The sequence below is a fragment of the Povalibacter uvarum genome, assembly GCF_014202975.1.
In the GTDB taxonomy this organism is placed as follows: Bacteria; Pseudomonadota; Gammaproteobacteria; order Steroidobacterales; family Steroidobacteraceae; genus Steroidobacter; species Steroidobacter uvarum.
On the sequence record NZ_JACHHZ010000009.1, the window covers coordinates 1 to 24,537 of the forward strand.

The window sequence follows — 24,537 nt, forward strand, 5'->3', positions numbered from 1 at the left end:
TCTTCAGCTGATAGTCTCTTACGCAACATCTCACACCTCCGGTCTAGTGGATGATGTTGCATCGACCCGTTGAGACCACCTTAGCCGGACGTCATGCCGCAGGCAGATGGATTCCCGCGTTCGCGGGAATGACGTCATGCGAAGCATCGCCTTCGGCGATTACGTCCGACTGAAGTCGGACCCACGCGGGATGCGCGATCCAGCTGCGGCTCATCGCTCGCCGCTCATCGCTCGTCGCCTCTCCTACCCCTTCCCTCCCAGGAACAGCGCGTACGCCTCGTTCTCCGTCTCTTCCGTATAGACGTACTTCAGCTCCCGCAGGTGCAGGTCCAGATCGACGCTCTCGCCAGGCGGCACCTGGACTCCGGCCAGCACGCGCCCGTAGTCCGATCCGTGATTGCGGTAGTGAAAGAGCGAGATATTCCAGCGCGTGCCGATGGCGTGCAGGAACTTCAGCAGTGCGCCCGGGCGCTCCGGAAACTCGAACCGGAACAGGCGCTCGTCCGCGAGATTGCCGGGATGGCCGCCGACCATGTAGCGCACGTGGAGCTTGGCCATCTCGTTGTCGCTGAGATCGATCACGGGATACCCGCTCTGCCTGAGCACCTGCAGGACCGCTTCCTTTTCCTTGCGGCCTTCCGTCAGCCCGAGACCGACGAAGATGTGCGCGGCGCCGTTCTCGTTGTAGCGGTAGTTGAACTCCGTGACGCTGCGGCGGCCGAGCGCCTCGCAGAACTTCAGGAAGCTGCCCTTCTGCTCGGGAATCTCTACCGCGATCGTCGCTTCGCGCATGCTGCCGATGTCGCCGCGCTCGACGACGTGGCGCAGGCGGTCGAAGTTCATGTTGGCGCCGCTGTTGATCGCGACGAAGGAACGGTCCCGGCAATTGTCCCGCGCGACGAACTTCTTGATGCCCGCAACCGCGAGCGCACCCGCCGGTTCGACGATCGCGCGGTTGTCTTCGAAGATGTCCTGGATGGCGGCGCAGATCTCGTCGTTCGTCACCACGACGACTTCATCGACGTATTGCTGGCAGAGCCTGAACGGCTCTTCGCCGACACGCCGCACTGCCACGCCGTCCGCGAAATTGCCTACGCGATCGAGCGTGATTCGCTTGCGCGCCTGGAGCGACTGGTACATCGCATCCGCATCTTCCGGCTCGACGCCGATCACGCGGATCTTCGGGAAGAGCTGCTTTACGTACGCGCCGATCCCGGAGATCAGCCCACCGCCGCCGACAGGCACGAAGATCGCGTCGATCTGGTCGGCGGAGCGCTGCCGCAGGATCTCCACGCCGATCGTACCCTGGCCGGCGATCACGTCCGGATCGTCGAAAGGATGAATGAAGGACAGCTGTCCTTCGCGGGCCAGATGCAGGGCGTGTTCATATGCCTGGTCGAAATCGTCGCCGTGCAGGACGGCGTTGCCGCCGAAGCCGATCACGGCCTGGACCTTGATCTGCGGCGTGATGATCGGCATCACGATCGTCGACGGAATACCCCGGCGGCTCGCCGCGAGGGCGACGCCCTGGGCGTGATTGCCGGCGGATGCACAGATGACGCCGCGCTGGGCGGCTGTCTGCGAAAGATGGGCAATCTTGTTGTAGGCGCCGCGAATCTTGAACGAGAAGACCGGCTGCAGGTCCTCGCGCTTGAACAGCACGGTATTGCCGATACGACGGCTCAGCCGCGGTGCGGCTTCTAGCGGCGATTCGGTAGCGACGTCATACACCCTCGCTTTGAGGATGCGTTCGAGATAATCGTTGGACATAGGAATGAGCGGCGGCCAGTGCAGATACGGTAGCAGGAAGTGAGCAATAATGTCCGCCAGCTCCTCACCCTTGAATTGCCCTCGCGATGCACGATCACCCGGACAACCCTGCAAGACTGACCCGCCGCGAACTCCTCGCCACCACCGTCACCGGCGCCCTGGGTGCCGCTGCGCTCGGAACGACCGGCTTAGCCAGCACCGCGGCGGCTCAACCGCTCGACCTGCCGACATCGTCGCGCGAACTGTGGCAGTGGGTCCGGGTCCAGCCCGTCGCTGATGCCCGCGAAGCCTGGATGAATACGGCGAGCGTGGGACCCACGCTGCGTCTTTCGATGGCTTCCGAATACCGCTCGCGGGAAATCCAGAGCAACGAGCTGCCGAACTTCGCCAACAGCGATCGCTGGGGCATCGAGTCGACGCGGCTGGCCGGACGATTCGCCGCCTTCGCGGGCTGCACCCTCGATGAGATCGTCTTCACCCGCGGGACCGGCGAAGCGCTGAGCCTCGTCGCATCCGGACTCGATCTGGCACCCGGCGATGAGATTCTGACGACCACTCAGGAGCACCCCGCTGCGCTGAGTCCATGGCTCACTCTCGCGCGACGACGTGGAATCATCGTCAAGCAGGTCGTGTTGCCGGCGTCGCCCGCAAGTTCCTCGGCGATCTTTGACGTGATCGCTGCGGGATTCACGGACAAGACCCGCGTCATCGCGATCAGTCAGGTGCAATACGCCGACGGCACGGTGATGCCGGTGCGCGAGCTGTGCCACCTCGCGCGCCAGCGTAATGTCCTGTCGGTTGTCAACGGCGCACAGGCCTTCGGGATGCTGAGCTTCCAGATCTCGGATCTGGCATGCGACTTCTACGCCGCGGGCTTTCACAAATGGCTCGCCGGCTCGCACGGCAGCGGCATGCTCTACATCCGTCGCGAAGTGCTGGACCGGATATGGGCGTCCGAGCCGCGTGGAATCGATGCATCGCCGCCGATCGCGACACCGACGCGCAGTCTCGGTAACGACGGCGTGCCGGCAGCGCTGCACAAATTCGGTAACGTCGTTCCGCAGCTGTGGCCGGCGCTCAGAGGCAGCGAAGCTGCGCTCGACTTTCAGTCACAGGTGACGCGTGCGCGAATCGAGGCCCGCATCCGCGAGCTGGTGCTCTATACGCGCATGCGGCTGCAGCAGCTTCCGGGCATCGAGCTGGTGACGTCCGGCGCCCCGGGATTGTGGGCAGGCATTCTCACCTTCCGTATGCCCGGTCGCGTTGCCACGGGCGTCGTCTCAGCACTCGCCCAGATCAATCGCGTGCATATCGCCGCGGTCGAGTGGCCCGCCACGAACGACGCGATGCGACTGTCGCTCGGCATCTTCAACACTCACGACGAAATCGAGCGGATGATGCAGGGCTTGTCGCATCTGCCACCGCTGCGGTAGTCAGCCCGGTGAATAGAAAGAACGCACTGCCGCCCGGATTCCGGCCTCCTCCCATCCGCCATCCGCTATCCGCTATCTACTTCTCCTGATGGAACGTTCGTATCTGCTTCTGACCGGTGCCCTGAGCGGACTCGTAAGCCTGCTGGCCCACGCCGTTCTGTGGTCGATCGCCGAGATGATCCAGCCGCGCATCCGGGCCGCGAACATCGGCAGCCGGCAACTCGACGTGCCGGACATCCTGCTCCACCTCGTCGCGGGCATCGCACTCGGCTGGCTGTTCTGGATGAGCTGGGGACTCGCCGCACTGGTGGATGTTTCATGGTGGCAGCGTGGCCTGATGTTCGGCGGCACCACGTGCATCGCACTGGCGATTCCCGCTGTGATCAGTGTCGCGCGTGCGCGCCAGATCGGCATCGGGACGACGCTGCTGTTGTCGAGTCGGTGGGCAACGACTTGCCTGATTGCGGGGCTGGCGTGTTCGTGGAGCTGGGAGAGAGGGATGTGAGGAAGAGGGCCAGCTAGCTACTAGCCGGCTAGCAGGCTAGCCAGAACAAAGACCGACGAGCGGATCTGGTTGTGGGTCCGGCTTCAGCCGGACGTCATGCGAAGCATCTGGGCGAAAGCCCAAAAAGAAAAACTCCCCGAGCGGGGAGTTTCCCTGTCTGGCTAATGGCTAGCCGGCTAGTGGCTAGCTGGCTCCTCGATCATCGATCAAGAAACTCTCTCGCCACCGCCGCAAACCTCTGCGGTGCCGCACTGATGAACCCCTGCCCGTATTCCGACAGATCGAGCATCGACGAATTCGACAGTGAAGCGCGGGCACGCGGAGCGTGGTCCCAGAACTCGTCCTTCAGGCGCATCACGAGCGACTGCTGGCGCACGAGCGGCAGACGCTCGCTGGCCGGATAGTCGGCGACCGCAGCGGCAGCACGTGCACCCACGGATCCCGCACGCAGGCGATCGCTGAAGTCGTCGGCGACAGCCGCCACCGAAGTGCCCGGGCCGCGATTCTCGAGGGCGCGGCGCCAGTCTTCGATCACGTCGCTGCCGTCTTCACGCATCGGCTGGGCGAGCACAGCTACGCGATCCTGCGCGGCATAACCCGGAACGCCCCACAGCATCAGGCGACGCACTTGCTGAGCGCGTGCGATGGCCAGTTCAGCCGACACGACGGCGCCGAGCTGATAGCCGAACACATCGACCGTGCGCAGGCGCAGGCTGTCGAGGAAATCACCCACGGCGCTCGTCAGGTCAGCCAGCGAAGACTTGGCCGACGGCGCATCGGATGTGCCGTGACCCGGAAGATCGACGGCGTAGACGCTGCGATCGGTGCCGAGCTCACGCAGCATCGGCGCGAAGAAGCGGCCCGAACCGCCCGCGTGATGCAGGCACAGCAGCGGCGTACGCTCATCGAAGCCGCCGCCGGACGGGTACGCGGTCCAGACATGGATCTGACCGAAACGCGACTCGGCGTAGGAACGACGGATATGCACCGTGGCAGGCTGCGGCAGCGGCAGGCGATTACGATTTTTGGCTTGGATCACTTTGAGGAAGCCCTCGATTGGTACAACAAGTTCGCCGGCGCCTCGACAGTGAGGCAGCGGCAACAGCTGGCGTTGAGAGCGTCGATGCGTCGTCCTGACAGCTTTGCGGTATTCCGTCTCGTCGAGAGCCGCACATCTCCCGCGCCAACGCGAGCGCTCATGTGACACAAATTTTACGACGCTGCCGTCAGCCAGAAATGGATGCAGGTCTCAGGTTCGAACTGCACCGCGATTCATGGCCGGGCAGGCAACTTACGTCACCTTCGCTACACTGCCCTTCGGACGGTCCACAGCCGCAGAGGTTCCTGATGAGCATCACAGTTCCGACATCGCGCCGTATTAAGGGAAAACCGTATTTCGCCCTGATTTTCTGCGCCTTTCTCGGTTTTTCGGGGCTGGCTGCCGCGCAGCCGTACACGGCCGAGGCCATGTGGAAGCTGAAGCGGCTTGCCGATCCGGCGATCTCTCCGGACGGGCGGCTCGCGGTCGTTCCCGTCACGACTTATGACATCGAGAAAAACCAGGGCGACAGCGATCTGTGGCTGGTGCCCACCAAGTCCGGAAAACCCCGGCAACTGACCGGCGGCCAGTCGAACGACAACTCGCCGGCCTGGAGCCCGGACGGCGAACTGATCGCTTTCGTGTCCAAGCGCGGCGAAGACAAGGAAGCGCAGATCTATGTCATCGCAGTGGATGGCGGTGAAGCGCGCCGCGTCACGAACGTCCCGACCGGCGCGAGCGCGCCGAAGTGGTTTCCGGATTCGCGACGCATCGCGTTCATTACTTCGGTCTGGCCGGAGCTGAAGACGTGGCCGGAAGCGGCGGCCCGCATGAAGGAGCGCTCCGAATCGAAGATGACCGCGAAGGTCTGGGACAAGGCGCCCTTCTCCTACTTCGATCACTTCCAGGAAGACCGCCAGCCGCATGTGTATTCGATCGGCATCGACGGCGGCGACCCGAAAGCGATCACGCTCGGTTCGGGACGCTGGCTCGACACGGGCGCACCGGATCGCGGCTCCTACGACCTGTCGCCCGACGGTCTGGAAATCGCGTTCGCGGCGAATCTCGACCCGAGCGGCATCGATCCGAACTTCGACATCTTCGTGATGCCGATCGACGGCGGCGAAGCCCGCAACATCACGACCGACAATCCCGCCAACGACAGCAACCCGCTCTACAGCCCGGACGGCAAGCACCTCGCCTTCCGCCGTCAGCTCATCAAGGGGTTCTACGCGGACCGCGCACGCCTGATGATCCACGATCGCCGCGGCAGCACGACCCGCAATCTCGCGGAGAACTGGGATCGCTCCGCCGATGGCTTAGTGTGGTCGCCCGACTCGGGGGCGCTCTTCGGCGCGATCGACGATGCGGGCACGCGCCGCGTCTATCGCTTCGATACGAATGGCGGCGAGCCCCGCGCCGTGACGAATCGCAGCAGCTTCGGTGCCCTCGCTGTCGCGGGGAGCGGCCCGGTCATCATCGGTCTGCGCGAAAGCTTCATCGAACCGCCGACACTCGTCAGCATCATCGCGCGCACCGGCGCGGCGACGAAGCTCTCGGACTTCAACGACGCTGCGCTTGCGAACCTCACGCAGGGCAAGGTCGAAAGCGTCACCTACAAGGGCGCGAACGGCGATGACGTGCAGATGTGGGTGGTCTATCCGCCCAACTTCACGCCGGATCGCAAATGGCCGCTGCATCTGCTGCTTCATGGCGGACCGCACAACGGCATGACCGACGCAGTGCAGTGGCGCTGGAACGCGCAGGTCTTCGCGAACTGGGGCTACGTCACCGCGTGGCACAACTTCCACGGCTCGAGCGGCTTCGGCCAGGCCTGGACGGACTCGATCACGAAGGAATGGGCCGAGCTGCCGTATCAGGACACGATCAAGGCCGCCGAATGGTTCACCGCACAACCCTGGATCGACGCGAATCGTCTGTCCGCGGGCGGCGGCAGCTACGGCGGTTATCTCGCCACGCTGCTGCTGGGCAAACCGCATCCGTTCAAGACGCTCGTCGCGCACGCCAGTGTCTACAACCTCTACACGCATTCGGCGACGGATTTCGGCGCGAACAAGCAGCGCTATGGCGAGTACTGGGAAGACTTCGAGCGCACGAACCGCAACTCGCCGCACATGTTCGCGGCGAACTTCAACACACCGACGCTGATCATTCACGGCCAGCTCGACCTGCGGGTGAACGTGAACCACTCGTTCGAGCTGTTCAATACGCTGCAGAACAAGGGCGTGCCGAGCAAGCTCGTGTACTTCCCGGATGAGAATCACTGGGTGCTGAAGCCGCAGAACTCACTGTTCTGGTACGAGACGAACCGCAAGTGGCTCGAGCAGTACAACAAGCCGGGTCCGGGTGAGGCGATCGCGCCGGCGGCGCAGTAGAGGCACTCGGGATCCGGTTCCGGCTGTGGGTCCGACTTCAGTCGGACGTCATGCGAAGCATCGGCTGCGGCGATAACGTCCGGCTGAAGCCGCACCCACAGTTAGAAGGCCACACCGACTACTCTATCGCTTCGCCGCATCGCGCACTCCCCTCGTCTTCGACGCTGTGACGCTGTGCAGTGATTGCGGCTACTCTGCGACTCTCTATCACGGGGAACCCATCTCATGAACCGACGTGACGCATTGAAGATGACCGCAGCCACAGTGGCCGCAAGCATGATCAGCGGTAACGTGTTCGCTCAGTCGAAGCCGCTGCGCGTGCTGATCCTCGGCGGTACCGGATTCATCGGTCCGCACTTCGTCGACTCGCTGCGCTCCGCTGGTCACAAGCTCACGCTGTTCAATCGCGGCAAGCGCAATCCCGGGCTGTTTCCGGATGTCGAGCAGCTGCTGGGCGATCGCCACGGGCAAGTGGATGCGCTGAAGAATCGCGACTGGGATGTCGTCATCGACAACTCCGGTTACCTGCCGAAGGACGTGAAACTGACGGCCGACCTGCTGAAAGGTCACACGCAGTACTACCTGTTCATTTCCAGCATCTCCGCTTACGCCGACCTGACGCCGCCGGGCATCGACGAGGACTACAAGCTCGCCGAGCTGAAGGACCCGAACAGCGAGGACATCTCGGCGAACTACGGCGCACTCAAAGCGGTGTGCGAGCAGACGGTGGAGAAGACTTACGGCAACGCCTGTTCGATCGTGCGGCCGACTTACATCGTCGGCCCCGGAGACACGACGGATCGGTTCACCTACTGGCCACTGCGTGCATCGCGCGGCGGCGAAATGCTCGTGCCGGGAACGCCGAGCGACCCCGTCCAGTTCATCGACGTGCGGGACCTCGCGGACTTCGTGCGACTCTGCGTCGAGCAGCGGATTCCGGGACAGTTCAACGCATGCAATCCGCCGGGCGCGGTCACGATGGTCGATGTGCTCGATACAGCGAAGCGCATCACGAAAGCCAACACGCGCTACACCTGGGTCGACGTGCCCTTCGTCGAAGCGCAGAAACTCACCGAGGGCAATGAGCTGCCGATCTGGGCACCGACCACGGGCGAGTACGCTGGCGCTGCGCTCGTGAGCTCAGCACGCGCGGTCGCCAAAGGCCTTCGTTTCCGTGATCTCGACACCACGGTCGCAGATACGCTGGCATGGCAGAACAAGCGTCCCGCCGAACAGCAACAGAAGCTTCGCGCCGGCCTGACGGCTGAACGGGAAGCGGAGTTGCTGAAGCTCTGGCATCAGAAGAAGTAGATAGCGGATAGCGGATGGTGACTGGAAACCATCCGCCGTCGCTGCTGGCGTGGGTCCGACTTCAGTCGGACGTCATCGCCGGAGGCGATGCTTCGCATGACGGCTGTCATTCCCGCGAACGCGGGAATCCATGTGCCTTCGGCATGACGTCCGGTTAAAGCCGGACCCACAACGCAACCCGCGCGCACCGCCGCCATGCTGATGAGACGACATAATCATCTCGCGACGCGGGAGTGACGGAGTCACCTTCATTTCCCGCAGATCCCTTGTGTAGGTTTTTGTCCTGACCGTCGCGCGCGGATCTTGCTTCGACCGCGGTGCGTTTTTCGCGTTTAATAGGTCCATCGAAGTTGCGCCTTCCTGAGGGCAGCTTCACCACTTCGGGGGATTGCCATGACGCGGCGAGCCGGTTCGAGCATAAGGAAGCAAGGATCACTGCTGATCGCGGCAGTGGTCGCAGTGCTGGCGGCATCGGGCTGCGCCAAGCAGGAGAACGCGGAGGTCAAGTCGATACGCGCGGCGCTCGAGCGCAATCCGACGATTGAAATCGTCGCAGCCGACGAAGCGGCAGGTGTCTTCACGGTGCGCGACAAGGAAACAGGTGACGTCAGCGCCGTTTCGCTGCAGGAAATCGCTGCAGCCCCGCTGTCTCAGATCGTCAAGCCGAAGGAACTGCCCGCAGTAGCAGCGCCTCCCTCGGTCGCTTCGGCCCCGCCCGCTGCCGCTGAGGTCGCCCCGCCCTCACCGGAACAAGTAGCGCAGGCTCCGTCGGCCGCCCCGGAGCAGGCGGAACCGCCTCCTCCGCAACCCGTCGCATCCGCATCGCCGGAAGCGAAAAACTACACGATCGAACGCACCGATGGTCAGCTGAAGATCAGCGGCCCGGGCATCAGTGTCGTCTCCGCCGGCGCGGGCACGACATCCGGCAACACCCGCCAGGGTCCGCGTGCCGTCGATCCGATCATCTGCGAAGGCCAGCGCATGCTGCACTTCGACAACCGCAACATCTATGTCGAGGGCGATGCGATCACTGTTCGCGGCGGCTGCGAGCTCTACATCACGAACAGCAACATCGTCGCATCGGGCACCGGCGTGATCGTTCACGACGGCACCGTTCACATCGCGAACAGCTATATCGAAGGCGCCTCGAGCTCGTTCGAAGCCGACAGCCGGGCGAAGGTCTTCGTGCGCGGATCGACGTTCCAGGGCCTTTCGCGTCGCGACCAGCTGGCGACGGTGCAGGACCAGGGCGGCAATCAGTGGCGCTAGCTTCCCGGCGCTGACGGCACAGCCAAGAATCATCAAGGCGCTGCCCGTCGCGGGCGCTTGTCGTTAGGCTTCGGCATCTCACATCGAGGTGCCCGATGAAGACGCATCGTCCCGCGCTCTCCCGCCGAACCGTCCTGCTCAGCGGCGCCGCCCTTGCCGGCAGCTTCGCGCTCCCGTCACGAGGACTGACGGCTGACGAACCGACGATTCCCTCCATGAAAGGCAAAGTCGCTCTCATCACCGGGTCGACCGACGGTCTCGGCAAAGCTGTCGCGCTGAAGCTCGCGAACGCCGGTGCCCACATCATCGTGCACGGACGCAATCGCGAACGCGGCGAGGCGCTCAGGAAGGAAATCGATGCACTGAAGGGCGGCGGCGCGATGTTCTATGCCGCCGACTTCTCGTCGATGGCAGCCGTTCGTGGCTTCGCCGAGGCCGTCGCGAAGGACCACAAACAGATTCATCTGCTCATCAACAACGCCGGCATCGGTTCGACCGATCCGTCGGGTGGACGGCAGCGCGAACTGAGCCCTGACGGCTACGAGCTGCGTTTCGCAGTGAATTATCTCTCCACCTTCCTGCTCACCCGACAGCTCCTGCCCGTCCTGGTGTCGAGTGCACCGGCGCGAATCGTCAATGTGGCTTCGCTGGCACAACGACCTGTCGACTTCAGCAACGTAATGCTCGAACGCGACTACGACGGCGGTCGTGCGTATGGCCAGAGCAAGCTCGCGCAGATCCTGTTCACGGTCGATCTCTCGGAAGAGCTCCAGGGCAAGGGCGTGACGGCCAATGCGCTGCATCCGGCCACTTACATGGACACGGCCATGGTTCGCAGCGCCGGCGTAGCACCGCGCAGCACGGTCGACGAAGGAGCCGACGCAGTCGTATACGTCGCGACCTCACCGCAACTCGATGGCAAGTCCGGCCTGTTCTTCAACGGCAAGGCGGAGATGCGCGCGAATGCCCAGGCTTACGATGCGGAAGCGCGGAAGCAGCTGCGGGAGTTGAGCGTGAAGCTGACGAAAGCGTAGAGGCGGTCCGGCCTCTGACTGTGGGTCGACTTCAGTCGGACGTCATGCGAAGCATCGCCTCCGTCACTCCCGCGCAAGCGGGAGTCCATGCCTTCAGTCAGGTGGATTCCCGCGTGCGCGGGAATGACGGTGTGTCTCACCCATCAAGCATCGCCATGGCGATTGAGTCCGACGGAGGTCGGATCCACCGCCAACCCGGTTCAGACTTTCCTACTCCTGATCCAGCGGCCCAAAGGGCCGAACCGCCGATGCGTCGACGATCTCCACGCCCTTCGGATGGCGGAACATGCGTTTGCCATGATCGGGAAAGTCGACCACGTCGACGTCGCGGTGTTCACCGCCCATCAGGTACACCAGCTCGGTATCAAACGGGTTGCGCAGGTGATGCGCGACGCCCGGCGTCGGAAACGCCATGAAATCGCCGGGACCGACCTCGTAGTCAGTGTCGTCGATGCGGGCGATCGCCTGCCCGGAGAGGATGTAGATCCACTCCTCTTCCTGCCAGTGGGCGTGATACACGAACGATTCCTTGCCGGGTGGGATCCGGGCGAGATTCACACCGGTCCGCTTCAGGCCCGTCGACTTCGCGAGCTGGTAGCCCGTCATCTCCGAGGCCGGATTCCAGGGATGCGAGAAGGTCTGGGACCGTGCGGCGATATCCGCGGCACGCAGGAGATAGAGGTTGGGTCGGTCTGACATGACGGGTGACGGGTGACGGGTGACGGGTGACGGGTGACGGGTGACGGGTGACGGGTGACGGGTGACGGACTGTCGACAGTCCATGGGCTACCGTCAACTCTGTACTGACAGCAAACGGCCAACTGTCCACGGACGACGATCTTTGGCACCCTTCGCGCCCATGAACAACTGGCGAATCCTCGGGCTCGTGCTGGCAGCGGCGTTCGCCGCCTGGCTCGGCCTGCGCGGATGTACGCCAGAAGAGGCCCCTGAACCAGCGCCGCCGCCGGTGCGCGATCAGTTTCATGCATCGCGGCCGTTGCGCGTCACTGTCGATCGCGCGGCACCGGCCGAAGGCACCGATCAGGCAGCGGATGCCGATACCTCGTGGCTGGAACGAGAACTGCGCTACCTCCTCATTCGCGGCCAGATGCGCGTCGGGGCCATCGAGCCGGGCGCGCGCCCCACTTTCACTCTGCATGTCACGCTTCCGCGTCCGCCGCAGACAGCGGCGAGCGTCAAACTGCTCGCTCCGGACAATGTCGTCGACAAGGAACGCACCATCGAGGTCGGCGACAACTCACTCGCGACGATTCAATCTCTCGCGACGATGCTGCCGGAGTTCCTCGGCGCCACGCGGACCGGGGCTGATTGGGTCCAGTTGATCGGCACCGCGGACCTCGCCGCCTACGAGACCTTCCTGCGCAGCGCGAACGAACTGTTCGGACCGCAGGGCCGCGGCTTCACGCAGCCGCCTGCCGCCGACAGCTCAGACACACTCAATCGCCTCGAAACGTTGACTCGGCGTCATCCCAAGTTTGCCCGTGCGTGGGCGTTGCGCTCGGTGGCGTATCTCGGACTCGGCGGTGAGGACGAAGCATCGCTCACGAAACTGGCGGAGTCGGCTGCCGAACGCGGACTCGCACTCGACCCCGCTCTCACCGACGCGCAGAGCGCCCAGGGCCTGGTTCGACTTCGGCGCGGCGAATGGGTCGCGGCACTCGAGTACTTCAACGCAGCGATCGCCGTCGATGCGAATGCCTCGGCCGCACTGGAAGGACTCGCCTGTCTGCTCATCGATGTGGGCCACGCTCGCGCCGCATTGCCGATCGCTGAACGAGCGGCGCTGCTTCAGCCCGCGAGCATCGGCGCCAACGAATGTCTGGTGTACGCGCGGCTCGCGACCGGCGACGCCAATGCGGCCAGCGAGTCGCAAGGCGAGCCGATCGCGATTGCACAGGTCAAAGCACTCGAAGCCATTCTCGAAGGACAGGTCGATTCCGCGCAGAAGACACTTCGGGGTGCGACCAACACGAAGAACGCCGCCGCGTGGATCGATCCGTTGCTGAGGGCCGCGGGCAACAAGCAGCGCACGTCGGAAGCACTCCAGGCGATCACCCGCGCCGCGAGCGACGGTCTGATCGATCCCTCGACCGAACTCGTCTGCGGCGCTGCGCTGCGCCAGTCCGATTTCGTGTTCAATCGGATGCTTCGGCTTCACAAGCAGCAGGAGGCTGTTCCCCTGCGCATCTTCTGGCTGCCCAAGACCGCGTTCCTGCGCCAGCACGCACGCTTCGAAGATATCGTCGGCGCCGAAGGCCTGCTGCCGTTCTGGCAGGAACACGGACAGGCGGATGTTTGCGCGACGGAACCGAAGGTTTATGGGTGCGCGGCGAAGAAGAGAACCTGACCTCTGCGAACCTGTGCATCGTCATTCCCGCGCACCGGGAATGACGGCTACCAGACGTACTCCACCTGCACCCAGAACTTCTCGGTATCTGTAAAAAGCCCATCCGCCGAGTAGTCCGCGTACTTCAGCGTGCCGATGAAGCGCTTCCACTTCGCCTGCAGTTGCAGATCGATTTCCGAGCCATAGTCCTGGGAGATGCGTTCTGCTTCGTACGTGTGGTAGCTCGCAGCGGCGCCGAGCGTGTCGAGCGGGCCGACGCCCTTCAGGGTGAATCCCGCATTGACGTAACGATCGTCGATGCCGTCGACCGGTGTCGTCAGGAACTTGTCGGCCCAGCCCTGAAACTTGTGCAGTGTGGCCAGCGGCGTCGTGAAGCCCTTCACGCCATTGCCCTCGAGCACTTCGACGCCGAGGCCGACGTAGAACTGGCGATACGTGCCGGTCAGTTCCAGCAGGTAGTAATCGTTGTCGAAGTTGAGCGGATTGTCGCTGTATTGCTGCTGCGTCGCGTACGAGGCTGCATAGGCGAGCTTCAGTTTGTTGAGCGGGCGCTCACCCGCGAAGCGCAGGCCGTACGTCTCCGATGAATCACGGACCGCCGCAGCCACATTGGGAATCGGATCGAATTCGAGCCAGTAACCGAACGCCGTCAGCTTGCCGATCGGGAACTGATAACCGGCGTTGGCCAGGAAGCTGTCACCTTCGTAGCGGCCTTGCGGCGAATCCTTGCCGAAGACGCGATTCACCTGGTTGAAATACGTCGCGTCGAGCGTCAGGTTCGTGATCGACTTGTTGACGACCCGCAGCGCATCGAATGTCTGTTCGTTCTGTCGCCAGCCGACGTTGCCGACGAATCGCTGATCGTCCAGCGTCACGCGCTGCCGACCGAAGGTGATCGTCGTCTGCGACAGTGAGGTATTCGTCAGCTGTACCCGGTTGAACTCGTAGCTCTCCGGATCCGCGACGACCGGGTACTGTGTCTTGCCATTGATCGTGCTGTTGTAGTCGCTGATCAGCGGCCACACGAACTCTCCTTCAACCAGCAGCGCCGTATTCCACGCCTTGCCAGTCTCGAACCCGAGCCGCGCGCGAAGTGTCAGTGCTTCCGCATCCTCAGCCATCGGCTCCTGGTCGACGCCTTCGTAGCGAAGGCGCGTGTCGATGATCGGCTTCGTCTCGCCGATCGCCCCGCCAATGGGACCGAAATCGGTCGCGTTCGCGGTCGTGCTCAGGATCAACGCGGTAACGATCAACCCGGATCTGTGCATGGGCTCCTCCCAGAGCAAGTAGTACGATCAGAAAGAAAGACGATCATGCGGCGAGACACACAGAGCGCGCGTGACACTACTCCGTGTCCACCACGCAATCTCTATGGGAATCCCCTAGGTCGGTAGTCAGGGGTCAGGCCACCTTGTGTTCACGGTCGCAATCGGCCAGAAACGTCAGCAGCTCTTCGCGATACTCGTAGTACTTCGGATGCTCGAGCAGGGCCTTGCGCGTGCGGGGACGCGGCAGGTCGACCTGCATGATCCGCCCGACGCGGGCGTTCGGACCGTTGGTCATCATGACGACGCGGTCAGCGAGCAGGATGGCTTCATCTACATCGTGCGTGACGCAGATGGCCGTAACGCGATTGCGCCGCCAGACGTCCATCAGCACTTCCTGCAGGTCCCAGCGCGTGAGCGCATCGAGCATGCCGAAGGGCTCGTCGAGCAGCAGCAGTTTCGGCGCCAGCGCAAACGCCCGTGCGAGACCGACTCGCTGCTTCATGCCATTCGAAAGCTCGCTGGCCTTCTTGTCCAACGCGTCAGCGAGACCGACTCGCGCCAGGTAGTAGTCGACGATATCGCGACGCTCGGATGCGCCGACGTGCGGATAGACCTGCTCCACACCAAGCGCGACGTTCTCACGGGCCGTCAGCCACGGCAGCAAGCTCGGCGCCTGAAACACCACGCCCCGATCGGGTCCTGCGGAGATGACTTCTTTCCCATCCAGCACGATCCCGCCGCTGGAGAGATCGTTGAGCCCCGCGATCATCGAGAGTACGGTGGACTTGCCGCAACCGGAATGACCGATCAGCGAAATGAACTCGCCCTTGCGGATGTCGAGATTGAATCGATCGACGACGGTCAAGGGTCCCTTGGGCGTCGGGTAGACCTTGCTGACCTCGTAGAACTCGACGAACTTGTCCGCGTTCTCCGCTGGTCGCGCCGTCACTGCGCTGCGTGCGGCCTTGGACGCAGTGATGGGAACCACTTCAGGAAGCGGGACACCGTCCTGCACCTGCGCAGCCTGGCTCGCCCCGATGTCGAGGAGATACTGCGTGATCTGCGCTCGCAGATGCTGATAGTCCTCGCTGTGGTTGATCGTCGTCCGATCGCGTGGCCGCGCGAAGTTCACCTTGAACTCGCGTCCGAGCGTGGCGCGAGGACCCGGCAGCAGCGGAATGATGCGATCGGCGAGCAGGAGCGCCTCATCGACGTCGTTGGTCACGAGGATCACGGTCTTGCGCTGCTGCCGCCAGATCGACTCGATCTCGTCCTGCAATCGCGACCGGGTCAGCGCATCGAGCGCGGACAGCGGCTCATCGAGCAGGAGGATTTCCGGACTCATCGCAAGCGCCCTCGCAACCGCGACACGCTGGCGCATTCCGCCCGAGAGCTCCGCGGGCTTGCGGTCGACCGCGTGCGACAAGCCCACCATGCCGATGTACTCGAGTGTCTTCTCGCGACGCTCCTGAGCCGCAAGCCGCGGAAAGACAGCGTCGACCGCCAGCGCAACATTGCCGAACACGGAGAGCCACGGCATTAGCGAGTAACTCTGGAACACCACGCCGCGATCGGGGCCGGCCTCCGTCACCGGCTTTCCCTTCAGCAGAATCTCACCGCTGTCGGGACGAGTGAGACCGGCAATCGTCGAGATGAGCGTCGTCTTGCCGCTGCCGGAGAAGCCGACGATTGCGACGAACTCGCCTTCTTCGATCTGCAGATTCACGCCGCTCAGCACTTCCGTGTGCTGCCCCCCTGAGCCGCCCGATGAGCGACCGTAGCTTTTTGAAACGTTCTTCAGTTCGAGGAAGGGCATGGGACGACTCCAGGTTGGCTGCTGGCGACTGGCTGCTGGCAACTGGCCAGAGCACCTTGTGCAGGCCTCGTCTCCTCTTGTGTCCGACTCTGGTCAGTCGCCAGCGGCCTCTCTCGCACGCTCATCGTCGCGCTCCGAACGAGAATGCGCTCTGCGCTGTCAGCATCACCCGATCGAGAATGAATCCGATGATCCCGATCGTCAGCACCGCGACCATCAGCCGCGCGAGCGAATCGGAGCTCCCGTTCTGGAACTCATCCCAGACGAATTTTCCGAGGCCCGGATTCTGCGCGAGCATCTCGGAAGCAATCAGCACCATCCAGCCAACACCGAGTGACAGGCGCATGCCCGTGAAGATGAGTGGCAACGACGAGGGCATCACGAGCTTGAAGAGCTTTGTCTGCCAGGGCAGCCGCAGCACCTTGGCGACGTTCAGCAGATCCTTGTCGATCGACGCAACGCCGACGGCCGTATTGATGATCGTGGGCCAGAGCGAGCACAGCGTGACCGTGATGGCCGAAACGAGGAACGACTTCTCGAACATCGGATCCGTCGAGACGTACAGCGCGCTGACGACCATCGTCACCAGCGGCAGCCACGCGAGCGGCGAGACGGGCTTGAACACCTGGATCAGAGGGTTCAACGCGGAGTTGATCGTCGTCGACAGCCCGCAAAGGATTCCCACTGGCACAGCCACCACGGTCGCGAGCACGAAACCCATGAAGACCGTCCGCAGACTCGTGAATATCTGATCGATGTAAGTCGGCTTGCCGGTGTACTTCCGGACCACGATCTCCGCGTTCGGGTCTTCGGCCCGCTTCTCGGCGCTGCGCTTCGCTTGCCGCTCGTAGAACGCGTCCGCCTTGGCGCGCTCTGCTTTGTGGTCTTCCCACAGCGCGCCGCTCTGCTGCCAGACCGCAACCGGTCCGGGAATCGTGCCGAGGCTGGTTTCGATCCGCGACGACAACTGGCTCCACGCGAACAGGAACACCGCGACCGCCAGCAGCGGAATGCCGAGCGACTGCCAGAGCTCCTTTGCCTGTGCGCGAGTATCCTCGCCGCGGACCATTCTCACGATCGGGGCGACGAATCCCAGGCCGATGACCTCCAGGGCACCGAACACGCGATCGAGCCTGATCGGTTGTCGCACACGTTCGGCATTCGCGGCCGGCGGTAGTGCCGCCGGCGTCGCCGTCGATTGGTTCACAGCTTCCTTAGCCATCGTCGCCCGTTTTGCACTCATGGTTCGTTCCCGTATCGCTGCGTGGTGCCCGTCACTTGCCAGTCACGTTTCCGCCTTCGACCTTCTGCTGCCCTTTCAGGCCGATGGCGAACTTCTCGAGGTACGCATTCGGTGCGCGGCCGTCGAACTCCATTCCATCGATGAAGTCCTTTGTCGGCGGGCGATAGCCGTCGGTTTCCCAGGGAAAATCTTCTTTCCGCGCCTTGCCTTCATCGACGAGCAGCTTCGCGGCCCTGAGATAGACATCGGGGCGGTACACCTTGCTGGCGGTGTCCCGGTACCAATGATCGGGCTTGGCTTCCGCGATCTGGCCCCAGCGACGCATCTGCGTGAGATACCAGACCGCATCGCTGTAGAAGGGGTACGTGGCGTTGTAGCGGAAGAAGACGTTGAAGTCGGGTAGGGCACGCTTGTCGCCGCGGCCGTATTCGAATGTCCCGGTCATGCTGTTGGCAATCACCCGGTAGTCAGCGCCAACGTATTCGGAGCGCGAGAGGATCTGCGCCGCTTCCTTGCGATTCGCGCCATTGTTCGCATCGAGCCACATGCCCGCTCGAATGAGTGCCTTGACTACCGCCAGATGGGTGTTGGGATTCTTCTGTGCCCAAGCGCTCGTGACACCAAATACCTTCTCGGGATTGTTCTTCCAGATCTCGATATCCGTGACCACCGGAACGCCGACACCCTTGAAGATCGCCTGCTGATTCCAGGGCTCGCCGACGCAGTAGCCGTTGATCGTTCCGGCCTCGAGAGTCGCTGGCATCTGCGGTGGCGGCGTAACCGACAGCAGGACGTCGGCGCGGATCTGACCGCTCACATCACTCGGTGAGTAGAAGCCCGGGTGCAGACCGCCCGCGGCGAGCCAATACCGCAACTCGTAGTTGTGCGTCGACACGGGAAAAACCATCGCCATCTTGAACGCCTTGCCGTCCGCCCGGAATTTCTCGACGACCGGCTTCAGCGCATCGGCTCTGATCGGATGAACGGGCTTTCCCTGCGCATCCGTGAGCAGATGTGGCTTCATGAGCGCCCACACCTCGTTCGACACCGTGGTCGCGTTCCCGTTGAGATCCATGCTGAATGCAGTGACGACATCGGCCTTGGTGCCGAAGCCGATCGTTGCACCGATCGGCTGACCTGCCAGCATGTGGGCGCCGTCGAGTTCGCCCGTGATGACGCGATCGAGGATCACTTTCCAGTTCGCCTGCGGCTCGAGCGTGACGTAGAGGCCTTCGTCTTCGAAGAAGCCCTTCTCGTAGGCGATCGCAAGCGGAGCCATGTCCGTGAGCTTGATGAAGCCCAGCTTGAGCTGTTCCTTCTCGAGCTTCAGGCCGGTGGCGTGCGCCTCCAGGCCGACAGTCACTGCGCCGATCGCCATCGTCATTGCGAAGCCCGCTGCACGCAGTGCCTTCAGCCAGATCGCCACACCCTTCACGCCCATGAATGCGCTCCCTTTCCCGAAGCCAAAAAAAAACGCCACCGACCTCGAAGCGCGTGCGTATGCGCAATGAAGTCGGCGGCGTTGCCCAGCAAGCCCGATGCTGGGCCTGCTCGTTGTTCGTTGGAGCTGCGCTCGAGTGAGAACGCAGCTCCGTTGCGCTCAGAGTTGCAACTGGTGTGCCACGTGCTTCGAAAGCCTCATCGATCCGTTCTGACGGCAAGCGCCGGTTTCAATCCATCTCGTTGATCCGGATGGATTCCCGCGGACGCGGGAATGACGAAGTGATCGCGCGGAGAATCCCTGAGCGCGGGCAGGTGAGCCGACTCATCGTCAGTCGTTTCTGGGCTGCGACGGAGCATTGGCCCGGACGCACGCACGATGATCGTGCAGTCCTGGTGCGACCTCTGGCTCATCGCTCATGGCTCGCGGCTCGCGGCTCCCCTGGCATACCCCTTGCACCCCTCAATCATCGATGCCGGATGAAAAGCCCACAGCCGAAACCGCCCTCCACATTCTGATCGTCGATCAGAACGTGATGCGTGCTTCCATCCTGGAGGAAGGGCTGCGCGAAGCCGGCTATTCGCGGGTGACGATCCTGCGCGAGATGAAGAACCTGATGCGCCGCATCGTGGATCTCGATCCGGATGTCATCTTCATCGATCTCGAGAATCCCAACCGCGACGTGCTGGAGCAGATGTTCCAGGTTTCGCGCAGCGTTCATCGGCCGATCGCGATGTTCGTCGATCGATCGGAAACCGACATGATCGAAGCGGCCGTCGACGCCGGCGTCGGGGCCTATGTCGTCGATGGCCTCAGGAAGGAGCGCGTGAAGGCGGTCCTCGACATGGCCGTCAGCCGCTTCAACGCGTTCAGCAAGCTGCGTGAGGAGCTCGATCGCGCCCGCGCCGCGCTCGACGAACGCAAACTCGTGGATCGGGCGAAAGGCATCCTGATGTCGAGCAAAGGCATGAGCGAGGAAGCGGCTTACGCGCTGCTGCGCAAGGCCGCGATGAACGAGAACCGGCGCATCTCCGAAGTGGCGCAAAGCGTCGTGACCGCAGCAAGGCTACTGAAATGAACTCCGCATCGGGCGTCGTCGTCGCTGGCTTCATCCCGCTGCTCGACTGCGCGCCGCTCGTCGCCGCCGCGGAGAAAGGCTTCGCGCTGGACGAAGGCATCGATCTCACGCTCGTGCGCGAAACTTCGTGGGCGAACATTCGCGATCGCCTTGTCGTCGGGCACTTCGATGCCGCCCACATGCTCGGCCCGATGGCCGTTGCTTCCACGCTCGGCATCGGCCATCTGCAGGTAGCGATGGCCGCGCCCATGTCGCTGGGTCTCGGCGGCAATGCAATCACGGTATCGCTCCCGCTGTGGGAGACGATGCAGGCAGCCGGCGCCCAGGAAGGCGCTTCGCCTCAGGTGCAAGGCCGGGCACTACGACAGGTCGTGAACGAGCGAGAACGCACGGGCAAGCCGCCGCTCACGTTCGCGATGGTGTATCCGTTCTCCTGTCACAACTACGAGCTGCGCTACTGGCTCGCCGCTTGCGGCATCGATCCGGATCGTGACGTGCGGCTGATCGTCCTGCCTCCGCCGCTTCTCGTCGATGCGTTACGCGAAGGCCAGGTCGATGGCTTCTGCGTCGGCGAACCCTGGAACAGCCTTGCGGTTGCCGTCGGCGTCGGTTGCATTCTGGTGGCGACGACAGCGATCTGGCGACTCAGTCCCGAGAAGGTACTGGGGTTGCGACGGGAGTGGACGCATCGCTTTCCTGAGCGAACGGCTGCACTCGTACGCGCCATTTTTCGCGCAGGCCAATGGTGTCAGCGCGCGGAGAATCACGAAGAGCTCGCGCGACTGCTGTCCGAGCAGCGATATGTCGGAGCACCTGCGCACATTCTTCTGCGCGGCCTTTCAGGCAAGTTGCCGCTCGCGCCGGGCGGCGAACCGCGTGCTGTCCCGGACTTCTACCTTCCGTCACGACAGACCGCGACATTCCCCTGGGCCAGCCACGCGCTCTGGTTCTATTCGCAGATGGTTCGCTGGAAGCAGATCGAACACTCCGCCGCCAGCCTGGCAGCCGTTCGCGAAACCTATCGCCCCGATCTCTATCGATCGGCGCTCGCACCGCTCAACATCACCGCGCCTTCGCTCGATATGAAAGTCGAAGGCGCGCCTGGCGCGCCGGATGGCTTTTTCGACGATCGTGCCTTCGATCCGGATCAGTTCGAGAGCTATCTGCAACAGGCGCTCTGAAGTCGCGGCCCTCCTGCTTTGGGGGCATCATGCGGCGATGAGCGTCTCCTCCGACTTTCTCCAGTACGTCATCGAGCAGCTGACTCCGATTGCGCGAATCAGCTCGCGCCGCATGTTCGGTGGCGTGGGTCTCTACGCCGACGAGTTCTTTTTCGCGCTGATCGATGACGACACGGTGTATTTCAAAGTCGACGACAGCAATCGTGATGACTACGTCGCGCGAGGCTGCAAAGCCTTCCGTCCCTTCGCTGACGATCCGACTTATTCGATGAGCTACTTCGAGCTGCCCGCGGATGTGCTCGAAGATGTCGACCTGCTGCGGCCCTGGGCTCGCAAGTCGTTCGCGGTCGCGGCATCTGCGGCTGCAGCAAAACAGCGGCGCGCGGCGAAGAAGCCTGCGACACGGGCGAAGCGCGCGAAAGCCGTTGCGGGTCGCAAAAAGCGCTGATTGAACGGCGTTTCAGCCGTTCTACTGTCCGACAATCCTGCGATCCGGGCGCCGATAGCACCGCTATGCGGAATCTTTGCGCTGCAGTATTCAGTTCCGAATCTGCGCCTATAATGCCGCCCCCGCCGCGCATACCGATCGTTTGAATTTTTGCCAGGCAGGCAGGAACGAACCGACCCGCGGCGGAGCACTTTTTACTTCGTCATCCAAGGGAGACGCACTGATGGGGGCAATCAACGCTGTGGCCAATCTCGCCGTCGAAGGCGACATTGCCATCCTCTCGATCAATTCCCCGCCCGTGAACGCGCTGTCGCAAGCCGTCCGCGCCGGCATCACGGAGGGAATGAAGCAGGCCGTCGACAACGCGGCCGTCAAAGCCGTGGTGCTGATCTGCGAAGGCAAGACGTTCATCGCCGGCGCCGACATCACCGAGTTCGGCAAGCCGCCTCAGGGTCCGAGTCTCTTCGAAGTCGAAGATTCGATCGAAAACTCCACCAAGCCTGTCGTCGCCGCCATTCATGGCACCGCGCTCGGCGGCGGTCTCGAAGTCGCCCTCTGCTGTCACTACCGCGTTGCCGTTCCGTCGGCGAAGTGCGGCCTGCCTGAAGTTCACCTGGGCTTGCTGCCCGGAGCTGGCGGCACTCAGCGCCTGCCGCGCATCGTCGGCCCCGAAGCCGCACTGGACATGGTTACGTCCGGCAAGCACGTTCCGGCCAAGTGGGCCCAGTCCGTCGGCCTCGTCGACGAGATCGTTCCGGAAGGCGAACTGCGCGCCAGCGCCATTGCCTTCGCGAAGAAGGTACTCGCGGAAAATCGCCCGCTGAAGAAGGTTCGCGACCTGAACGACAAGGTCGCCGCGGCGCGCGCGAAGCCCGAGATCTTCTCCGAGTTCCGCAAAGCCAACGCCCGCAAATTCCGCGGCTTCCTCGCTCCCGAATACAACATCCGCTGCATCGAAGCCGCGGTGAACCAGCCGTTCGACGAAGGCATCAAGACCGAGCGCAAGCTGTTCATGGAACTGATGAACGGCACGCAATCGGCGGCGCAGCGCTACGTGTTCTTCGCCGAGCGCCAGGTGTGGAAGATTCCGGATGTGCCGGAAGACACGCCGACCCTGCCGGTCAAGAAAGTCGGTGTCATCGGCGCGGGCACGATGGGGGGAGGCATCTCCATGAACTTCGCCAACGTCGGCATTCCCGTCACGATCGTCGAGACCAAGCAGGAAGCGCTCGATCGCGGCTTCAAGACGATTCGCGGCAACTACGAGCGCAGCACGAAGAGCGGCAAGCTCACGATGGCCGACGTCGATCAGCGCATGTCGCTGCTGACGCCGTCGCTGAAGCTCGAAGATCTCGCCGACTGCGATCTCGTCATCGAGGCGATCTTCGAGAACCTCGACGTGAAGCAGGAAGTCTTCGGCAAGCTCGACCAGATCGTGAAGCAGGGCGCCATCCTCGCCACGAATACATCCGCTCTCGACATCAATCAGATTGCGACCGCGGTGAAGCGCCCTGAAGCGGTAATCGGCCTGCACTTCTTCTCGCCGGCGAATGTGATGCGCCTGCTCGAAGTTGTCCGTGCGAAGCACACTTCGAAGCCGGTCATCGCCACGTCGATGCAGCTCGCGAAGAAGATCGGCAAGATCGCCGCGCTCGTGGGCGTCTGCCCTGGTTTCGTCGGCAACCGCATCCTCTACGCCCGCAGCGTTCAGGCGAATGCGATGCTGATGGAAGGCGCAATGCCCTGGGACATCGATCGCGTCATCTACGACTTCGGCCTGCCGATGGGTCCGTTCGCGATGTCCGACCTCGCGGGCCTCGATCTCGGCTGGATCAAGGAGAAGTCCTCGAGCTCAACGATCCGCGAAGTGCTGTGCGAGCAGGATCGCCGCGGTCAGAAGACCGGCAAGGGCTTCTACGACTACGACGAGAACCGCAATCCGAAGCCGTCGCCCGTCACGGAACAGATCATCCGTGATTTCGCGACGAAGTCCGGCAACCAGCAGCGGAAGATCTCCGATGAAGAGATCCTCGAGCGCTGCGTTTTCGCCCAGATCAACGAAGGCGCCAAGATCCTGGAAGAAGGGATTGCAATCCGTCCTTCCGACATCGATATCGTCTGGATCAACGGCTACGGCTGGCCCGTCTATCGCGGCGGCCCGATGTTCTATGCCGATACCGTGGGCCTGAAGACAGTCGTGGCGAAGCTCAAGGAGTACGGCCCGAAGATGGGCAAGGACTTCACGATCTCGCCGCTGCTGGAAAAGATGGCCGCCGAAGGCAAGCGTTTCCAGGACATGAAGTAAGGAACCAGAACCGGAGCCGGAGTTTCACACGGAGCGCACGGAGTTCGAGAAGCCGACGGCTTGCGGGCATCTTTGCATTCTTACTCCGTGTCCTCCGTGAGCTCCGTGTGAAATCGCTTTTCTCTCCCGAGGATTCAAAATGCGCGAAGCAGTAATCGTCTCGACAGCCCGCACGCCGATCGGCAAGGCCTATCGCGGCGCGTTCAACAACACCCAGGGCCAGGAACTTGCCGGGCACGCCATCGCTGAAGCGGTGAAGCGCGCGGGCGTAGCGCCGGCTGAAATCGAAGATGTGGTCATCGGCTGCGCGCTGCAGCAGGGCAGCACCGGCGGCAACGTTGCACGACAGGCGTTGCTGCGCGCTGGACTGCCGGTCACGGTGCCAGGTCAGTCCATCGACCGTCAGTGCTCGTCGGGCCTGATGGCGATTGCGACAGCGGCAAAGCAGATCATCACTGATGGCATGCAGGTCGCAATCGGCGGCGGCGTCGACTCCATCTCGCTCGTGCAGAACGACAAGATGAATCGCTTCCGCGCGGCGGACCCGTGGCTCGTGAAGAACGTCCCGCAGATCTACATGACGATGATCGAAACCGCCGAGATCGTTGCCGAGCGTTACGGCGTCAGCCGCG

Annotated in this window: 20 protein-coding genes; 12 read left to right on the plus strand and 8 right to left on the minus strand. The window is 63.1% G+C overall.

Going from position 1 to position 24,537, the window contains the following annotated elements:
* Nucleotides 1–91: 91 nt before the first annotated feature.
* Together HNQ60_RS27995 and ilvA are read right to left on the minus strand one after the other, a co-directional pair.
* Entirely contained in the window at nt 92–214 is a 123-nt protein-coding gene (locus HNQ60_RS27995; RefSeq protein WP_281382841.1) for a hypothetical protein, read from the minus strand.
* Between the two features lie 29 nt (nt 215–243).
* Nucleotides 244–1,770, minus strand: coding sequence for a threonine ammonia-lyase, biosynthetic (gene ilvA, locus HNQ60_RS27130; RefSeq protein WP_184335958.1), 1,527 nt, complete (start codon nt 1,768–1,770; stop codon nt 244–246).
* Between the two features lie 86 nt (nt 1,771–1,856).
* Between ilvA and HNQ60_RS27135 the strand changes: the two genes are divergently transcribed.
* Both HNQ60_RS27135 and HNQ60_RS27140 read left to right on the plus strand, forming a co-directional pair.
* Nucleotides 1,857–3,203, plus strand: a complete 1,347-nt coding sequence (locus HNQ60_RS27135) for an aminotransferase class V-fold PLP-dependent enzyme (RefSeq protein ID WP_184335959.1) — start codon at nt 1,857–1,859, stop codon at nt 3,201–3,203.
* Nucleotides 3,204–3,291: 88 nt separating this feature from the next.
* Nucleotides 3,292–3,708: a hypothetical protein gene (locus HNQ60_RS27140; protein ID WP_184335960.1), complete on the plus strand. Its 417-nt coding sequence runs from the start codon at nt 3,292–3,294 to the stop codon at nt 3,706–3,708.
* 199 nt (nt 3,709–3,907) lie between these two features.
* On the opposite strand, the gene HNQ60_RS27145 is transcribed toward HNQ60_RS27140, so the two are convergent.
* Nucleotides 3,908–4,747, minus strand: a complete 840-nt coding sequence (locus HNQ60_RS27145) for an alpha/beta fold hydrolase (protein WP_184335961.1) — start codon at nt 4,745–4,747, stop codon at nt 3,908–3,910.
* Between the two features lie 308 nt (nt 4,748–5,055).
* Between HNQ60_RS27145 and HNQ60_RS27150 the strand changes: the two genes are divergently transcribed.
* The 4 genes from HNQ60_RS27150 to HNQ60_RS27165 all read left to right on the plus strand — a co-directional run bounded on the left by HNQ60_RS27150 (nt 5,056) and on the right by HNQ60_RS27165 (nt 10,757).
* The gene (locus HNQ60_RS27150) at nt 5,056–7,143 is read left to right on the plus strand and encodes a S9 family peptidase (protein ID WP_184335962.1); all 2,088 of its coding nucleotides are present in this window, start codon (nt 5,056–5,058) and stop codon (nt 7,141–7,143) included.
* 225 nt (nt 7,144–7,368) lie between these two features.
* A complete protein-coding gene (locus HNQ60_RS27155) occupies nt 7,369–8,454 on the plus strand; it encodes an NAD-dependent epimerase/dehydratase family protein (protein WP_184335963.1) in 1,086 nt (361 codons plus the stop codon).
* A 393-nt stretch (nt 8,455–8,847) separates the two neighbouring features.
* Nucleotides 8,848–9,723, plus strand: coding sequence for a hypothetical protein (locus tag HNQ60_RS27160; protein WP_184335964.1), 876 nt, complete (start codon nt 8,848–8,850; stop codon nt 9,721–9,723).
* A gap of 215 nt (nt 9,724–9,938) precedes the next feature.
* A complete protein-coding gene (locus HNQ60_RS27165; protein WP_184335974.1) occupies nt 9,939–10,757 on the plus strand; it encodes an SDR family oxidoreductase in 819 nt (272 codons plus the stop codon).
* Nucleotides 10,758–10,967: 210 nt separating this feature from the next.
* Here the strand turns inward: HNQ60_RS27165 and HNQ60_RS27170 are convergent, their stop codons facing one another.
* Entirely contained in the window at nt 10,968–11,456 is a 489-nt protein-coding gene (locus HNQ60_RS27170) for a cupin domain-containing protein (protein ID WP_184335965.1), read from the minus strand.
* A 160-nt stretch (nt 11,457–11,616) separates the two neighbouring features.
* On the opposite strand from HNQ60_RS27170, the gene HNQ60_RS27175 reads away from it, so the two are divergent.
* On the plus strand, nt 11,617–13,125 hold the full coding sequence (locus tag HNQ60_RS27175) for a tetratricopeptide repeat protein (protein WP_184335966.1): 1,509 nt from the start codon (nt 11,617–11,619) through the stop codon (nt 13,123–13,125).
* A 47-nt stretch (nt 13,126–13,172) separates the two neighbouring features.
* On the opposite strand, the gene HNQ60_RS27180 is transcribed toward HNQ60_RS27175, so the two are convergent.
* The 4 genes from HNQ60_RS27180 to HNQ60_RS27195 all read right to left on the minus strand — a co-directional run bounded on the left by HNQ60_RS27180 (nt 13,173) and on the right by HNQ60_RS27195 (nt 18,893).
* Nucleotides 13,173–14,393 (minus strand): hypothetical protein, encoded by a 1,221-nt coding sequence (locus HNQ60_RS27180; RefSeq protein ID WP_184335967.1) that lies wholly within the window; start codon nt 14,391–14,393, stop codon nt 13,173–13,175.
* 133 nt (nt 14,394–14,526) lie between these two features.
* The gene (locus tag HNQ60_RS27185) at nt 14,527–16,209 is read right to left on the minus strand and encodes an ABC transporter ATP-binding protein (RefSeq protein WP_184335968.1); all 1,683 of its coding nucleotides are present in this window, start codon (nt 16,207–16,209) and stop codon (nt 14,527–14,529) included.
* A gap of 121 nt (nt 16,210–16,330) precedes the next feature.
* Nucleotides 16,331–17,452: an ABC transporter permease gene (locus tag HNQ60_RS27190; RefSeq protein WP_221304486.1), complete on the minus strand. Its 1,122-nt coding sequence runs from the start codon at nt 17,450–17,452 to the stop codon at nt 16,331–16,333.
* Between the two features lie 31 nt (nt 17,453–17,483).
* Nucleotides 17,484–18,893, minus strand: a complete 1,410-nt coding sequence (locus HNQ60_RS27195) for a CmpA/NrtA family ABC transporter substrate-binding protein (protein WP_184335969.1) — start codon at nt 18,891–18,893, stop codon at nt 17,484–17,486.
* 472 nt (nt 18,894–19,365) lie between these two features.
* On the opposite strand from HNQ60_RS27195, the gene HNQ60_RS27200 reads away from it, so the two are divergent.
* The 5 genes from HNQ60_RS27200 to HNQ60_RS27220 all read left to right on the plus strand — a co-directional run.
* The gene (locus HNQ60_RS27200; RefSeq protein ID WP_184335970.1) at nt 19,366–19,971 is read left to right on the plus strand and encodes an ANTAR domain-containing response regulator; all 606 of its coding nucleotides are present in this window, start codon (nt 19,366–19,368) and stop codon (nt 19,969–19,971) included.
* The gene (locus HNQ60_RS27205) at nt 19,968–21,152 is read left to right on the plus strand and encodes a CmpA/NrtA family ABC transporter substrate-binding protein (protein ID WP_184335971.1); all 1,185 of its coding nucleotides are present in this window, start codon (nt 19,968–19,970) and stop codon (nt 21,150–21,152) included. The genes HNQ60_RS27200 and HNQ60_RS27205 overlap by 4 nt, the downstream gene beginning before the upstream one ends.
* A 37-nt stretch (nt 21,153–21,189) precedes the next feature.
* A complete protein-coding gene (locus HNQ60_RS27210) occupies nt 21,190–21,600 on the plus strand; it encodes a TfoX/Sxy family protein (RefSeq protein WP_184335972.1) in 411 nt (136 codons plus the stop codon).
* 223 nt (nt 21,601–21,823) lie between these two features.
* A complete protein-coding gene (locus tag HNQ60_RS27215; RefSeq protein ID WP_184335973.1) occupies nt 21,824–23,905 on the plus strand; it encodes a 3-hydroxyacyl-CoA dehydrogenase NAD-binding domain-containing protein in 2,082 nt (693 codons plus the stop codon).
* A 139-nt stretch (nt 23,906–24,044) separates the two neighbouring features.
* Nucleotides 24,045–24,537 (plus strand): thiolase family protein (locus HNQ60_RS27220; RefSeq protein WP_407676473.1); only part of this gene is annotated, 493 nt, incomplete at its 3' end.